Source organism: Rhodococcus daqingensis (assembly GCF_042665615.1).
Lineage (GTDB): Bacteria > Actinomycetota > Actinomycetes > Mycobacteriales > Mycobacteriaceae > Rhodococcus_G > Rhodococcus_G daqingensis.
Genome location: NZ_JBHTCS010000013.1, coordinates 51,604 through 66,623, shown reverse-complemented (window position 1 = coordinate 66,623; position 15,020 = coordinate 51,604). Strand labels below are relative to the sequence as shown.

Sequence of the window (15,020 nt, the reverse complement as noted above, 5' to 3'; positions counted from 1 at the left end):
GCCGCGCGGGTACCGTCGGATCTGTGGAGGCCCATACCACTCTCGCCGAGATGGACCGCGAACTGATCGACTGCAGGCGCTGTCCACGACTGGTCGCCTGGCGGGAGAAGGTCGCGGTCGAGAAGCGGGCCGCGTTCCGGGACCAGACCTACTGGGGCAGGCCTGTTCCCGGGTTCGGCCCCGCGGACGCCGCGCTGCTCATCGTCGGGCTGGCGCCCGCCGCACACGGCGGCAATCGCACCGGTCGGATGTTCACCGGCGACCGCAGCGGCGACGTGCTGTACGCGGCGCTGCACGCGGTCGGCCTGGCGAACCAGCCGACCGCCACCCACATCGGGGACGGTCTGACCCTGAACGGAACCCGCGTCACGGCACCGGTGCACTGCGCGCCCCCGGCGAACAAACCGACGCCGCTCGAGCGGGCGACCTGCCGGCACTGGTTGGACAGCGAACTGGCCTTGCTGGCGCCGACGCTGCGCGCGGTCGTGGTTCTCGGCGGATTCGGCTGGCAGGCACTGCTTCCCGTCCTCGCCGACGCGGGCTGGCGGGTACCGAGGCCGAGGCCGAAGTTCGGCCACGGTGTGCACGTGGAACTCCCGGGCGAACGGAACACGCTGCACCTGTTCGGCAGCTATCACGTCAGCCAGCAGAACACCTTCACCGGGCGACTGACCCCGGACATGCTCGAGTCGGTGCTTGCCGAGGCCGGTCGCGCCGCCGGAGTCCTGCCCTAGGAGCCGGCGCTGCCCGTTCCCAACCCGGCGCTGCCCGTTCCGACGCTCCCGTTTCCGGTCCCGGTGTCGGGGGTACCGGTCCACCCCGCGGGGACGTGCCCGATGCGCACCCGCTGCGGGTGATCGCCCACCGGCACGGTTGCCACCTTCTGCCCGCTCACGAAATCGATCACGCTCACCGAGTCGGTGGCGCTCTCGGAAATGACGCAATGCGTGCCGTCACCGTCGACGGTGGCCCAATACGGCTTCCCCGCCGGGACGGTGGGGGTCTCCTGCAACGTGGCGGTGTCGACGACGGTCACGTAATCGTCCATCGTCCCGGCGATGCACAGCTTGGCGCCGTCGGGGCTGATCGACATGCCATGGTGACGGGAGTCGTTGACCCAGGTGGTTCGGTCCGGACTGGTGCTCGGGTTCTTCGGCAGCTCCTTGATCCTGGTGATCTTGTCGGTCGCGATGTCGTACTCGACGAAGCCGTTGAAGAACGACACCTGGAAGTAGAGCGTGCTCTCGTCCGGACTGAACGCGACGGGTCGCACCGAGTCCGAGAGGTCGGAGCGACCGAAGGCGTCCAGCCGATCCCGCATGTCGATGACCTTGACCGTCTGGAAGGTCTGGGCATCGACCACGGTGATCTTGCGGTCGCCCTTGGTGGAGTCCTGCCACGGGGCGTCCAGCGGGGTGTTCACCTCGCCGATCGACATGTTCCACAGGTACCGGCCACCGTCGGTGAACACGTTCTCGTGCGGCTTGTCCCCGGTCCTGAACGACCCGACCTGTGCGCCGGTTCGGATGTCGAGCACGTGCACGGTGTTGCTGGTGGATGCCGAGACCGCGACCCGGTTGCCGTCCGGCGAGACGGCCATGTGGTCGGCTCGGTAGCCGGACACCGGGAAGCGCCAGTTGACCTTTCCGCTGACCAGGTCGATCGAGACCACATCTGCGAAGCTCGGCCGGGACGCCACCACCGCGGACCCGTCGGGCGTGGTGTACATGTCGTCGACGAACTGGTCGTGGCCCTCGCCCGCGGTCTCCCGCACCCCGAGGAAGAAGGCCAGCTTGATCGGGTTCAGGTAGATCTCCCGCAGCCGCTCCTGCTTGTCCGGGATGATGTTGACCCGGCCTACCTTGGCGTAGCCGCCGGACGACTCGATGACGTCGGCGGTACCGTCCCAGTTGTTCCCGACGAACAGCACCTCGTCGAGCCCGTTCGCCTGCTGCGGGACGGCGTGGGCGGAGCCCGGGCCGATCACTCCCGCCGCGACGGTCACCGCGGCCAATGCGGTTGTGGCCCAGCCCATCCGCTGGCCTCCCGCCCCCGGTTTCACGCTCACCTGTTGCTCCCGTCCGTCACCGCGCAGTGGTCGACGGCACGGTAACAGTCACCGCACCCGATGCGGGGAGGATTCTCGAATCGAACCCGGATGGACTCTCGAGCCGGGGCCGGTCGCGACCTGCCCGCCCACGCGGGCCGGACGCCTCAGACCCGGCGGGTCGAACTGCCGCGCGCGACCGCCTCGTCGGAGGCGAGCTTGAGCAACAACAGTCCGGCAGGCACCACCGCGAAGCCGAGTAGCAGCAGTGTCAGCGGGCTCGCGAGCAACAGGGAGTCGCCTCCCGGCCCGCCGACCATGCACAACACGAAGCCGAGGAACCACCCGACCAGCGGCAGCGCGGCCCTCGACACCCGATCGGTGACGGTGCGCGCCCCGAGCACCAGCAGCACGTTCACGGCGCCCGCGACGAGCGCGCTGATCGGGAACGCCACCGATCCCAGGTAGGTGGGCAGGAACAGCACCGCCAGCACGGCCGTGAGCGCGCCGTCGAAGATCAGCAATCCGAGGATCATCGAGTCGAGGGCGCCGCGCCCCGGTGGTACGGGATGGGTGCCGGAAGTCATGGCACCGATCGTAGGCGGCTGACTCAGCCCACCGGCGGGTAGCCGAGGATCGTGAGCAGGTGGCTCTGCATGTCGACGAAGTTGTACAGCGCGTTCATGTACATCTCGTGATGCTGCTCCGAGTGGGGACGCAGCGAATCCACGAATGCCACGATCGCGTTCTGAACACTCCAGTTGTACATCGACGCCCTTCCATCAGCCCGACCCGGCTATGACCCACGTCACAGTCTAGTCGGCAGGGTGCGCCCCGACACAGCAGGCCCCGGCTCCGCCGGCCGGACCGGACCCGTCAGTGATGGAATCCGGTCCTGGCCTCGTCGGACGGCGTGCCCGCGGCCAGCCGCGCCAGCGATCGACGGATGTCCTCGGCCAGCAGGGAGATCACGTCGCGGGAGATCCCGTGCCGGACCAGGACCCGCTGGATGACGGTCTCCTGCCGGTTCGCGGGCAGCGGGTAAGAGGGCACCTGCCAGCCGCGCCTCCGCAGCTCGTCGCTGAGGTCGTACAGCGAGAAGCCCGCCGTCGTCGGGTCGGTCAGGGTGTAGGAGACCGCCGGCAACCCGCCGGTCCCGTCGTAGAGCAGGGTGAACGGCCCCATCGCCTTGATCTCCTCGGCGAGGGCCTGGGCGGTGTCGGCACAGGCCTGCTGAATCATGCGGTAACCCTCGCGGCCGAGGCGCAGCAACAGGTAGTACTGGGCGACGATCTCACCGCCCGGCCGGGAGAAGTTGAGCGCAAAGGTCGGCATGTCGCCGCCGAGATAACTCACCCGGAACACCAGATCCTCGGGCAGCAGGTCCGCCGACCGCCACACCACCCAGCCGACCCCGAGCGGGGCCAGTCCGTACTTGTGACCGGAGGTGTTGATGGAGGCGACTCGCGGGATCCGGAAGTCCCACACCAACTCCGGCTGCACGAACGGGGCGATGAACCCCCCGCTGGCCGCGTCGACGTGTACGGGCACGTCCAGCCCGGTGTCCGCCATGATCGCATCCAGCTCCGCCGCGATCTCCGCGACGGGCTCGTAGTCACAGGTGTACGTGACGCCCAGGATCGCGACGACACCGATGGTGTTCTCGTCGACGTACTCCCGCAATTGGTGCGGACGTATCCCCGTCGCCCCCGGCTCGAGCGGGACCTGCCGCAACTCCACGTCGAAGTACCGGGCGAACTTGTCCCAGCAGATCTGCACCGGCCCGCACACCAGGTTCGGGCGGTCGGTGGGCTTGCCCTCCGCCTGCCGCCGCTGGCGCCAGCGCCACTTGAGGGCCAACCCGCCGAGCATGGCGGCCTCGCTCGACCCGGTCGTGGAACATCCCATGGTGTCGCGTCCGGAAGGCGAGTTCCACAGGTCGGCCAGCATGTGCACGCACCGGGATTCGATCTCCGCGGTCTGCGGGTACTCGTCCTTGTCGATCATGTTCTTGTCGAGGCAGTCGTTCATCAGCCGGTGGACCTCGTCCTCCGACCAGGTCGAGCAGAACGTGGCGAGGTTCTGCGACGAATTGCCGTCGAGTTGGAGTTCGGCGTGGATCAGCGCGTATGCGATGCGCGGGTCCGACGGCGTGTCCGGCATCTGGTATTTCGGCAGCACCTCTTGGCTCAGCGGTGTCGCGTAGATGTCCTGGACGGACCCGCCCCGGTCCGTCACCCTGTGAAGCGCCATCGGCCCCATCCCTCCGTGGTCGGCGAAATCGACACTCGATCTGGATGCAACGTGCGACAAGATCTACGAACAACTGATGAAGCACACTGAGGGTAGCCCGGATAGGGGCGCCCGTGGGGCGACCGGAAGCCGCTGCGTGAGGGCGCCTTAGAAAGCGATGCCCGAGAACAGGTCCCGTTCGCGGCCGTCGGCATCGACCTCGCCCCGGGCGCCGCGCACGAGAACGTAGTGTTCCTCGGCCAGGATCGGCTGCGCGACATTGTTCGACAGCGCGTACTCCGAGCCGGACGCCGACACCGTCACCTGCGTCGCGTGCGCGGTCAGTGCCGCCCGCTTGGCGTCGAGCACCGCCCGCACGTCCACCGAGGCGGTCACCGTCTCGTCGAGCACACAGGGCAGCTCCCCCGGCTCGGGCAACCGCCACGCCGACGGGGTCTCGGTGATGCACTCGATTGCCTGCCGCAACGAGTTCGCCTCGGTGACAGTCCAATACAGCTTCGCCGGAGCCCAGGGCGGACCGGCGTCCGGGTACCTGTCGGTGCCCGCGGCGTCGAAGGCGGTCATCGTGAAGTGGTGCGCCTGGACGTGGTCGGGGTGGCCGTAGCCTCCTTCGGGGTCGTAGCAGACCACCACGTGCGGACGAAGCTCCCGAATCGCCGCGACGAGCGCCGCGACCGCCTCCTCGGGGTCCGCATTGACGAAGGCGCGAGGGTTCGCGGCGGACGGGGTGCCCGCCATGCCCGAGTCCCGCCAGCGTCCCGCCCCGCCGAGGAACCGGGGGCCGTCGGCACCCAGCCTCTCGAGCGCCGCGGTCAGTTCCAGGATCCGGTAGCCGCCGAGCTGATCGGCACGGTCCGCGACGAGGCCGGCCCACCGCTCACCGATCACCTCGCCCTCCTCGCCGAGCGTGCACGTCAGCACGCTCACCCGCGCACCCTCGGCGGCATACCGCGCGATCGTGCCGCCGGTGGTGAGGGTCTCGTCGTCGGGATGGGCGTGTACCAGCAGCAGTCGGCGTTCGCTCACTGCGGGCTCCTCGACCAGCCGGCGGCATCGGCGAAGATGCCGACCTGGATCGCGCCGGTCAGCGAGACACCCTGAACCCCGGGACCGGCCGCGACCACGGTCGCGTCCTGCAGGACGGGCAGCACGGCCGCGAGGTCCCACAGCTTCGGCTCGGCCTGCGCGATCACCTGCCCGACATCCGCCGTCCCGCGCAGCGCGTCGTCGATGCCGGCCTGCAACGCCGGATCGCACAGTCCCGAAAGATTGCTCGGGGCAAGCGGATCGGGCACCACGTCGGGGGCGGCGTCCGTCGGCTCGGCGGTCCCGGACGGGGCGGGTGCCGGCGCGGTCGGCGGCGGGCAGCCGTACCGGGAGGCCATCGAGGTGGCCGGGTCCGAGCCCGCGCGCACCCAGCCGACCACGGCGTCGACCTCGCCCTCGACCAGCGACCTGCCGTACAGCTCGTCCGGACGCATCGTCGTCACCGTGGCGTCGACCCCCGCACCGCGCAACTGGTCGGCCGCGGTGTTCGCGACGGCGATCGCGGAGTCGTCGCCCTCCGGCGCGCCGATCACCAGGGACAGCTGCTCGCCGCCCTTCATGATCCGGCCCGGCGCCGCCTCGCCCGGCCCGTCGACGACCGTGAACACCCAGCCGGCCTCGGCGAGCAGCCCGAGGGCCTGCTCCCGGCTCGGCGCCGGCGGGGCGGTCGGCACGTAACCGGGATCCGAGGGCGCGAGCACCTGGGCCCGGGCCGGGGTGGCGTTCGCGCCGGTCGGGGTGCCGACCGAGGCCAGCAGGTCGGGGCTGAGCAGCCCCAGCAGGCCACGCCGCACTCGCTGGTCCGCGAGCACGGGCACCCGTCCGTTGAGGGTCATCTCCAGCACCCTGGGCCCCGCGGTGACGTGGGCACGCACCGAGGGAATGGCCGCCAGCTGCGCCTGCAGCGGGCCGTTGCCGCGCACCTGCGCGACCTGTGCGTCACCGGAGCGGATCGAGTCCGCCAACTGTGCGGGAGAACCGCCGCGCCGCATGAGGATCTGGTCGGGCGTCGCGGGCTTGCCCCAGAACCGGTCGTTGCGTTCGAGCAGGATCTCGTCGCGGCCGCGGTCGATGGACTTGATGTGGAAGTCGGCGCCGGACACCGGGATGTTCTCGGCCAGTCCGCGGGTGAACCCGCCCGGCGAGTCCTTCACCAGATGCGAGGGCAACAGGTCCGTGAACAGTTCCCGCCATGCCGGATACGGCGAGCGCATCGTCACGGTGACGGTCTTGCCGCCGCCCGAGGAACCGATGTCGGCGATCAGGCCGTAGCCGGCCGGGTCGACCACCCCGGGCTGGCTGATCATCTGCCGCCACAGATAGCGGAAGTCCTCCGCGGCGATCGGGGCGCTGTCGGACCACTGCGCCTCGTTGCGGAGCTGGTACGTGATGGTGAACGGGTTCTGCGAGGTGACGTCGGCCGAGATCAGCAGCGACTCGTCGGGAACCCAGTCCGTGCCGCCGGGCCGGGTCGGGCTGGGCACCGGCCGAAAGGCGCTCGGCAGCACCATCGAGCTGACCGCCGAGGTCACCGGGGATTGGTCGGAGAGCAGATGCGGATTGAACCCGAGCCCCACGTCGTCGATCGCCACCACGACGGTGTTCTTGGTGGGGACGGTGGTCGTCGGCTTGGGGCTGTCGGTGCTCTCCACCGGAGGGGGCGGGTTCGCCGTGCAGCCCGCCAGCGCGAGGCCGGCGACGAGCGCTGTCGCAATCGGCAGGATCTGTCGGAATCTTCGCCCGGCTGGTCCCGCTTCGTGCACTGCTGTCCCTTTCGACTTGCGGCTGCGCCGCCTGTGTGCGCGTCTCACCCCAATCGGGGTGAGACGCGCACACAGTGCGCGAAGCGCAACTTTACAGCGCGGCCTTGTCGCGGGACTTCGCGCGCGAACGCTCACGGGCGCGGTCGGTCTGCGACAGGTGCACCTTGCGCACGCGGATCGCCTCCGGGGTCACCTCGACGCACTCGTCGCCTGCGCAGAACTCCATCGCGCTCTCGAGGGTCAGCTCGATCGGCTTCGCGAGGGTCTCCGTGACGTCCGCGGTCGCGGAACGCATGTTGGTGAGCTTCTTCTCCTTGGTGACGTTGATGTCGAGGTCCTCGGCACGCGGGTTGATGCCCACGACCATGCCCTCGTAGGTGTCCGCGCCCGGATCGACGAAGAACGTGCCGCGGTCCGACAGCTGGATCATCGCGAACGGGGTGACCGAACCGGTCCGGTCGGAGACCAGCGAGCCGGTGTGGCGGGCGCGGATCTCGCCCGCCCACGGGGCGTATCCGTGCGAGACGGCGTTGGCGATGCCGGTGCCGCGGGTCTCGGTGAGGAAGTCGGTGCGGAAACCGATCAGGCCACGCGACGGAACGATGAACTCCATCCGCACCCAGCCGGTGCCGTGGTTGGTCATCTGGACCATCTTGCCCTTGCGGTTCGCGAGCAGCTGGGTGATCGCGCCGAGGTGCTCCTCGGGGGTGTCGATGGTCAGTTCCTCGAACGGCTCGTGCACCTTGCCGTCGACCTGACGGGTGACGACCTGCGGCTTGCCGACGGTGAGCTCGAAGCCCTCGCGGCGCATCTGCTCGACGAGGATGGCCAGCGCCAGCTCACCGCGGCCCTGCACCTCCCAGGCGTCCGGGCGTCCGATGTCGAGAACGCGCAGCGACACGTTGCCGATCAGCTCGGAGTCCAGGCGGGACTTGACCATGCGGGCGGTCAGCTTGTGGCCCTTCACACGACCGACGAGCGGGGAGGTGTTGGTGCCGATGACGACGGAGATCGCGGGCTCGTCGACGGTGATCGACGGCAGCGCGACCGGGTTCTCGGTGTCGGCGAGGGTGTCACCGATCATGATCTCGGGGATGCCGGCGACGGCGACGATGTCGCCTGCGCCCGCGCTCTCACCGGGCTCGCGGGTGACACCGACGGTCTTGAGCAGCTCGGTGATCTTGACGTTCTTGACGCCGTCGGCGTGCATCCAGGCGACGGTCTGGCCCTTGCGCAGCTCGCCGTTGTGGATGCGGACCAGCGCGAGGCGGCCGAGGAAGTCGGAGGCGTCGAGGTTGGTGACGTGAGCCTGCAGGGGCGCCGAGGCGTCACCCTTCGGGGCCGGGACATGCTTCATCAGCACGTCGAAGAGGACGCTGAGGTTCTCGGCGTCGGGAGCCTGGCCGTTCTCCGGCTGGTTCAGCGACGCCTTGCCCTCGCGACCCGACGCGTACAGGACCGGCAGGTCCAGCAGCGCCTCGGCGGCCTGGGCGGCCTCGTCGTCGAGGTCGGACGCCAGGTCGAGGAGCAGGTCCTGGGACTCGGCCACGACCTCCTCGATGCGGGCGTCGGGACGGTCGGTCTTGTTCACCACGATGATGACCGGCAGCGACGCGGCGAGCGCCTTGCGCAGCACGAAGCGGGTCTGCGGCAGCGGGCCCTCGGACGCGTCGACCAGCAGCACGACGCCGTCGACCATGGACAGGCCGCGCTCGACCTCGCCACCGAAGTCGGCGTGGCCGGGGGTGTCGATCACGTTGATGATGGTGACGGAACCGTCCTCGTTGTGCTTATGCACGGCGGTGTTCTTCGCGAGGATGGTGATGCCCTTTTCGCGCTCCAGGTCACCGGAGTCCATCACGCGGTCGACCAGTTCGGCACGCTCGGCGAATGCGCCGGACTGCCGGAGCATGGCGTCGACGAGGGTGGTCTTGCCATGGTCGACGTGTGCGACGATGGCAACATTGCGGAAGGTGGTGCTGGGCACGCTGCGGTCTCCTGGCTGGCTTGATTCAGCCACGCGAAACCTAGGCTCGCACGGCTCGGGCGGCCGCGTCGCGAATGCGAATCCATCAGCACAGGACGGCCTGTGCAGGCATTGCGGCCAGCTAGATACTACCTGCCCGCAGCAATTCCGCCGAAAACGAGTTGCGGATCACCCCGATCTGCTAGCCCGCAAACCAACCGGACTGCCCGAGCGCGCCGCCGATCCGCGGCGCGTAGTGATCGAAGAACACCTTCGACGTCAACTCCCGCCTGCTGGACACTCCGGCCTTGTCGAACACGACCTTGAGGTGGTCCTGGACGGTGTACGGCGACAGGTGCAGCGACTTGGCGATCTCGGCGGTGGTCGCCCCGCGCAGCACCCCGTCCACCACGTCCCGCTCGCGCGGGGTGAGGCCGAACGCGGCGACCACCAGCGGCACCACCTCGGGCGCACCGGAGACCTCGATGGTGACCACGACCTGCGTCGGGGTGCCGCCCCGACCGCTGAGCGGGGAGGCATGCACGGTGAGCCACCGGCCGGCCCGTGAACGCACCCGCACACTCGGCACCACCCCGATGCGACCCGCCCCGAGCGCCCGCGCGGTCGCCGCGATCGCGAGCACCGGCTGGGGCAACTCCCCCCAGATGGTGCCGCCGAGCTCCTCGATCCGGCGCTCGGCCGCGACCGTCGCCTGGCACACCGTGTTGGTGTGGTCGAACGTGAGCACCGCCGGTCCGTCGGCCGAGTCGTGCAGCTCCGTACGGCACCCCGCGGCACCGACGAGCAGGCCGGCCCGCACCCCGAGCGCCAGGAGGCCGGACAGTCCGTCGAGGAAGTCGGCCTCGGCGGGGCTGAACCCGCTGCCACCGGAGCGACGGTAGATCGCCAGCCCGCCCCAGACGTCGCCGCCGGTCCGCAGCATCACCCGCATCTCGTGCCCGAGGTCGAACACCGGCTCGAACAGTTCCCGGAACCGGGAACTGCGGCGCGGATCCCCACCCGTCTCCTGGCGCAGGATGCTGACACCGACGTCGCGGCGAGCGAGGTCGGCGAACAGGCTGACGTTGTCCTCGACGTACTCGTGGTACGCGAATTCGGGCTCGCACGAACCGTCGAGCCCGGACTTCACCGAGCCGGTGACCATATGGGTGACGGGGTCGAGGGGACCGAAGCAGGCCGAGTCGAACGGCACAGCCTGGGTGAGCAATTCGAGAGCGTTCTCGCCGAACTCGTCCCAGGGCAGCCCGGCGCGGGACAACGCGTCGAGCCGGGTGCGGACGGTTTCCGCGCGCAGGGTCGCCATGAGGGGAATTCTGCAGCGCCGACCACGCCGGGGGAACCCCAGAGTTCTGGGGGTCCGATTTCCCCGACTACTGGGATGGTCCGCGGCGGCCGGCTCCGCGACGGTCGTTCCATGACCTTCACACAGCAATCTCCCCGCAGCACCGACCCGGCCCCCTCCGTCACCGACCCGCTCGCCGATCTCGGCCCACTGCTCGACGGCACCGTGCTGCGCCCGGGCGACGAGGGCTACACCGAATCGGCCGCCCCGTGGAACCGGAGCGTCGAACAGCGCCCGGTGGCCGTGGTACTCGCCTCGACCGCGCAGGACGTCGTGCGGACCGTCCGGTTCGCCGGGGCTCGCGGCCTGCGGGTCAGCGCGCAGCCCAGCGGTCACGGGGCGACGACCGCACTCGAGGACGCGGTGCTGCTCCGCACCGGCGCCCTCGACGACATCTGGATCGACGCCCAATCCCGGGTCGCGCGGGTGGGCGCGGGCGTGACCTGGGGCGCGCTGATGACGGCCCTCGACGGCACCGGGCTGGTGGGCCTCGCGGGCTCGAGCCCGGTCGTCTCGGTCGTCGGATACTGCCTCGGCGGCGGGTTGTCGTGGTTCTCCCGCCGGTTCGGCACCGGCGCGGCGTCGCTGCGCGCGGTCGAGCTCGTCGACCCGCAGGGTGTGCACCGCTGGGTCACCGAGGATCGGGACCCCGAACTGATGTGGGCGCTGCGCGGCGGCGGCGGCGAGTTCGGGATCGTCACCGCGGTCGAGATCGACCTGTTCCCGGCGCCGCGGATCGTCGGCGGGCGGCTGGCGTTCCCCGCCGAGGACGCCCGCGACGTGCTGCGCGCCTTCCGTGAGGTGACCAGCGTCGCCCCGGAGACCCTGAGCCTGTGGGCGTCGGTGACGCACTTCCCGCCGCTGCCCCTCCTGCCCGAGGAGATCCGCGGGCGGTCCTTCTGTTTCGTCGATGCGGTCCACCTCGGCGGTCCCGACGAACTGAACGCGCTGCTGGCTCCGATCCGGGCCGCGGGCACCGCCGTGCTCCGCGACACCGTCCGGCCGCTGCTGCCCTCCGAGCTGGGGACGGTGTGCGAGGAACCGGAGGAGCCCTCGGCCGCTGCCCACACCGCGATGGCCGTCACCGCGATCGACGACGAGCTGCTCGATCGCGTGCTCGGGCTGGCCGGGCCGGGGGTGGCCACGCCGCTGTTCCAGGTGCTGGTGCGGCACCTGGGCGGGGCCCTGCGGGCCCCGACCGCCGGGGCCGGCGGGCCGATCGCGGCCCCGTATCTGGTGACGGCGCTGGCGATGCTGCCGGATCCGGCGCTGGTGGAACCCGTCGGCGCCGCGATGGCGCAGCTGCGGGAGATCCTGCGCCCGTGGGCCGCGGGCCCGACCACGCTGTCCATGCTCGGCGCGGGCGAGGACGCCGCGGACGCGTTCGACGCCGAGACGCTGGCACGGCTGCGCCGGCTCAAGGGCGACGTCGACCCGGGCGGCCTGATCCGCGGAAACCACCCGTTCGCGAGGGGTTGACCGGGTGACGGGAGTGGGGCGGCGGACGGCCGCCCCACCCCGGGCGGCTAACCTCGGATGCAGTGATTCGGTTCGTGCCGCGGGTCCCACCCCGGCAACTCGGATCGTTCCGCGAGCAGGAGGGCAGCGCCGACCATGGGCAAGGTCAAGGCGAAGAAGGTCTCGAGCCTCAAGCCGAAGAAGAAGTGCTGCCGCAGCAAGACGCGATGCATCAAGTGCCCCGTCGTCATCATGCGGATGAAGAAACTCGAGAACGAGGGCGTCAAGGGCAAGGAATTGAAGAAGGGGCTCAAGAAGGCGCGCGCCGCCTGAGCCCCTCCTCCCTCTGCCCCGCCGGACTCAGCAGTTGGGCGTGGTCGGATGGCCGACGACCCGGTCGTCGAGCCACTTGTAGGCGGGCGGCATCCCCACGAATGCCCCACCGACGTGGTCGACGCCCAGCCCCGGCGCGTACTGGACGTTCACCCCGCGGTTGCAGTACTCACGGACCACACCGGTCATCCCCCAGTCCGGGATCAGCGCGTCCTTGGTGTCGTGGAAGACGAACAGCGGCATGTCCGGCGTCGCGGCCGTGCGCGCCAGCGAGTTCTCCTCGATGACCTGCCGGACGCTCGGGATGGCGAGGATGTCGCCGACCTTCGAGTGCTGGGCGAGGCTGACGCCCTTGGTCTTGCCGAGCAGATCCGCGAGGCACCCGTCGGTGAGCGTCTTGGCGAACTCGATGCCCTCGGGGGTGAGGTAGTCCTGCGGCCGGACCTTGTCCGGGTACTCCCTCCCGAGCCCGAGCAGGATGCCCCAGGCGGTGAAGCCGACGGCGGGCTGCTTCGCGCTGAGCCCGGCCAGGTCGCCGGGGACCCCGCCCTCGGCGGCGCCGATGATGTTGAGTTCCGGTGCGTACGTGGACTTTTGCTCCGCCGCCCAGGCGGTCGCGTGCCCACCGCCCGAGTAGCCGTACATGACGACCGGGGACTGCGCGAGCCCGAGCGGCTCGAAGCGTTGCGCGGCACGGATGCCGTCGAGCACCCCGTGCGCGGTCTGCCGGCCCGCGATCCAGGCCATCTCCGGGCCCTGGTAATCCGAGGTCACGACCGCATAGCCGAGCGCGAGCATGGGCGAGATGAGGGCCAGGTCCTGGGACTTGCCCGCGGGCAGGGTGACCGAGGGATTGCACTCCAGGCCGAGGGCGTCCATGGCCTGCTGCTGCGAGAGCAGCGGGCGCGCGCCGGGCCCAGTCCACGGGCGGTCGGGGATCATCACCGTCGTCGTCGTGGTCACCGGCGCCCCGAACGAATCGGACGTGCGGTAGAGCAGCTGGGTCGTCTTGACCACCGGCCACGGGGTGTTCGCCGGGAAGCGGACCTCCACCGGACGGCTGCGGATCACGTCGCCGTTCGCGTACCCCGACAGGTCGGCCGGGCCCTGGAACCAGTTGTCCGCCAACGGCGTCGGCCCGGGCAGCGGCTCCGCGGCCGCGGCGGGTGCCACGCCCACGCTCAGTGTCGCGGCCGTCGCCGCGATCAGACCCAACAACATCCTCGTCGAACGCCTCATGCCCCTTGCCTTCCCCTCGACCGACAGGCAAACGCTATCAGTGCCCCCGGAAAAGGATTGGGGCCGCCGGTTTCCCGACGGCCCCGCTCCGTATTCAGTTGCGCCTAGCAGGTATTGCCCGGCGCCTTGTGGGCAAACCGGTCGCCGGTGTAATCGAGCAGGTCAGGCCAGTGATTGATGCTGGTGTCCACGTGACCACCGGGAACGATCCGGTAGTCGACGGTCGCACCGCCGGCGCAGTACTTGCCGACCATCGCGGTCGTCGAGCCGACCGGCACGATCTGGTCCTCGTTGCCGTGGATGATCAGCATCGGGATGTCGGTCGGGATCTCGCCCGGCTTCGCGGCCTGGTTGTCGAGACCCACCTGGAGGGCCGGCGGCCAGCTCGGAATCGGATCCTGCTGGTCCGGCCAGTTCGTCAGGCTCTGCAGCGGGATGCCGCTGTAGCCGTTCATCCCCTCACCGAGCATGCAGGCGTCGCCGTACTTCTTGACGATCTCCTTGCCCTCCGCGGTGAAGAAGCCGTTCGGCTGCGCCTCCTGCGGGAACTCCCGGAACAGCCCGACCACGGCGGCAAAGTACAGGTACGAGACCTGATTCTTGCCGTTGTTGGCGTTGCCGGTGGCCAGGATGTCCAGCGGCGGGCCTGCCATCGCGGCGCTGATGACATTCAGCTCCGGCGCGTACTTGTCCTTGAGCTGCGCGCCCCAGGCGGTTGCGTGCGCGCCGCCGGACTGACCGACCAGCGCCACCTCGGTGTCCGCACTCAGCCCGAGGTGCGCCTCCGTCGCACGGATGCCGTCGAGCACCGAGTGGCCCTCGCTGTATCCGGCGATGAACGAGCCGAGCGGGCCGTTGGTGTCCGGCGCGGACACGGTGTACCCGCGGGCGAGCGTCTGCTGCAGGAACGGGACCGCAACGGACAGCGCGTTGATCGGGTTGTTCTCCGAGAAGATCACCGACGGCTGGCACTTCATGCCGAGACTGTTGGTGGCGTGCTGATAGGACACCAGCTTGCCCTTGCCCACGCAGTCGCCGCCGCCCGAGGAGCCGGCACTGAGCGATCCGAGCGAACCGCCTGCGCCGCTGTTGCATCCGGCCGGGGTGAACACGGTCGTGACTGTGACGATCGGTTTGCCGTGGGAATCGGTTGACTTGTAAGCGAGTTGCTTGGTCAGTCCGCCGATGATCGGGATCGGCTGGACGACACGCTCGCGGATGATCGCGCCGTTCGCCAGGGAGGCGATGTTCGCGGGCGGGTTGTAGAACGCGTCCTTGAACCCGCTTCCGCTGCTGCCGACGCTGCCCAGACTTCCGTTGCCACCGGCGAAGTCGCTGTTCTGTCCGTACAACCAGTCGAGACTGGGGTCACCACTCGGGTTCGACGGGGCCTGTGCGTTCGCCATTCCCGGGGCCGCGATCGCGACCGCGACCGCCGCGGCGACCACCGCCGTTCTTCGCATCATCGTGGAGAGTGTTCTTGGTCGCACCGTTCACACACCTTTCGTTGGCGGGCCGGAAGCTCAAAAATCACTGCCTTGAGACACTTTC

13 protein-coding genes are annotated in these 15,020 nt (G+C 69.9%); 3 read left to right on the top strand and 10 right to left on the bottom strand.

The window, feature by feature from the left end; translation table 11 throughout:
• Positions 1-50 precede the first annotated feature (50 nt).
• Complete coding sequence (locus ACFQS9_RS11745; RefSeq protein ID WP_378404925.1) at positions 51-734, top strand: uracil-DNA glycosylase; 684 nt, start codon at positions 51-53, stop codon at positions 732-734.
• Here ACFQS9_RS11745 and ACFQS9_RS11740 read toward each other — a convergent pair.
• The 8 genes from ACFQS9_RS11740 to ACFQS9_RS11705 all read right to left on the bottom strand — a co-directional run bounded on the left by ACFQS9_RS11740 (position 731) and on the right by ACFQS9_RS11705 (position 10,400).
• Positions 731-2,068 (bottom strand): YncE family protein, encoded by a 1,338-nt coding sequence (locus tag ACFQS9_RS11740; protein WP_378404745.1) that lies wholly within the window; start codon positions 2,066-2,068, stop codon positions 731-733. The two genes, ACFQS9_RS11745 and ACFQS9_RS11740, sit on opposite strands and share 4 nt — an antisense overlap.
• A 146-nt stretch (positions 2,069-2,214) precedes the next feature.
• Complete coding sequence (locus ACFQS9_RS11735; RefSeq protein ID WP_378404743.1) at positions 2,215-2,634, bottom strand: hypothetical protein; 420 nt, start codon at positions 2,632-2,634, stop codon at positions 2,215-2,217.
• A gap of 23 nt (positions 2,635-2,657) precedes the next feature.
• Positions 2,658-2,816: a hypothetical protein gene (locus tag ACFQS9_RS11730; protein ID WP_378404741.1), complete on the bottom strand. Its 159-nt coding sequence runs from the start codon at positions 2,814-2,816 to the stop codon at positions 2,658-2,660.
• A 107-nt stretch (positions 2,817-2,923) separates the two neighbouring features.
• Entirely contained in the window at positions 2,924-4,300 is a 1,377-nt protein-coding gene (locus ACFQS9_RS11725; RefSeq protein WP_378404739.1) for a glutamate decarboxylase, read from the bottom strand.
• A 147-nt stretch (positions 4,301-4,447) separates the two neighbouring features.
• A complete protein-coding gene (mshB, locus tag ACFQS9_RS11720) occupies positions 4,448-5,326 on the bottom strand; it encodes an N-acetyl-1-D-myo-inositol-2-amino-2-deoxy-alpha-D-glucopyranoside deacetylase (protein ID WP_378404737.1) in 879 nt (292 codons plus the stop codon).
• Positions 5,323-7,110, bottom strand: coding sequence for an ABC transporter family substrate-binding protein (locus ACFQS9_RS11715; protein ID WP_378404735.1), 1,788 nt, complete (start codon positions 7,108-7,110; stop codon positions 5,323-5,325). Before ACFQS9_RS11715 ends, mshB begins: the two co-directional genes overlap by 4 nt.
• A 91-nt stretch (positions 7,111-7,201) precedes the next feature.
• Complete coding sequence (typA, locus tag ACFQS9_RS11710) at positions 7,202-9,097, bottom strand: translational GTPase TypA (RefSeq protein ID WP_378404733.1); 1,896 nt, start codon at positions 9,095-9,097, stop codon at positions 7,202-7,204.
• 181 nt (positions 9,098-9,278) lie between these two features.
• Positions 9,279-10,400 carry a LuxR C-terminal-related transcriptional regulator gene (locus ACFQS9_RS11705; protein WP_378404731.1) on the bottom strand — a complete coding sequence of 374 codons (1,122 nt, stop codon included), beginning with the start codon at positions 10,398-10,400 and terminating at the stop codon, positions 9,279-9,281.
• 111 nt (positions 10,401-10,511) lie between these two features.
• Here ACFQS9_RS11705 and ACFQS9_RS11700 point away from each other — a divergent pair, with 111 nt between their 5' ends.
• Both ACFQS9_RS11700 and ACFQS9_RS11695 read left to right on the top strand, forming a co-directional pair.
• A complete protein-coding gene (locus tag ACFQS9_RS11700) occupies positions 10,512-11,918 on the top strand; it encodes an FAD-binding oxidoreductase (RefSeq protein ID WP_378404729.1) in 1,407 nt (468 codons plus the stop codon).
• 135 nt (positions 11,919-12,053) lie between these two features.
• Complete coding sequence (locus ACFQS9_RS11695; protein WP_378404727.1) at positions 12,054-12,230, top strand: hypothetical protein; 177 nt, start codon at positions 12,054-12,056, stop codon at positions 12,228-12,230.
• A 27-nt stretch (positions 12,231-12,257) separates the two neighbouring features.
• Here ACFQS9_RS11695 and ACFQS9_RS11690 read toward each other — a convergent pair whose 3' ends face one another.
• Positions 12,258-13,469 carry a lipase family protein gene (locus ACFQS9_RS11690; RefSeq protein ID WP_378404725.1) on the bottom strand — a complete coding sequence of 404 codons (1,212 nt, stop codon included), beginning with the start codon at positions 13,467-13,469 and terminating at the stop codon, positions 12,258-12,260.
• 104 nt (positions 13,470-13,573) lie between these two features.
• The gene (locus ACFQS9_RS11685) at positions 13,574-14,935 is read right to left on the bottom strand and encodes a lipase family protein (protein ID WP_378404722.1); all 1,362 of its coding nucleotides are present in this window, start codon (positions 14,933-14,935) and stop codon (positions 13,574-13,576) included.
• Between the last annotated feature and the right edge of the window lie 85 nt (positions 14,936-15,020).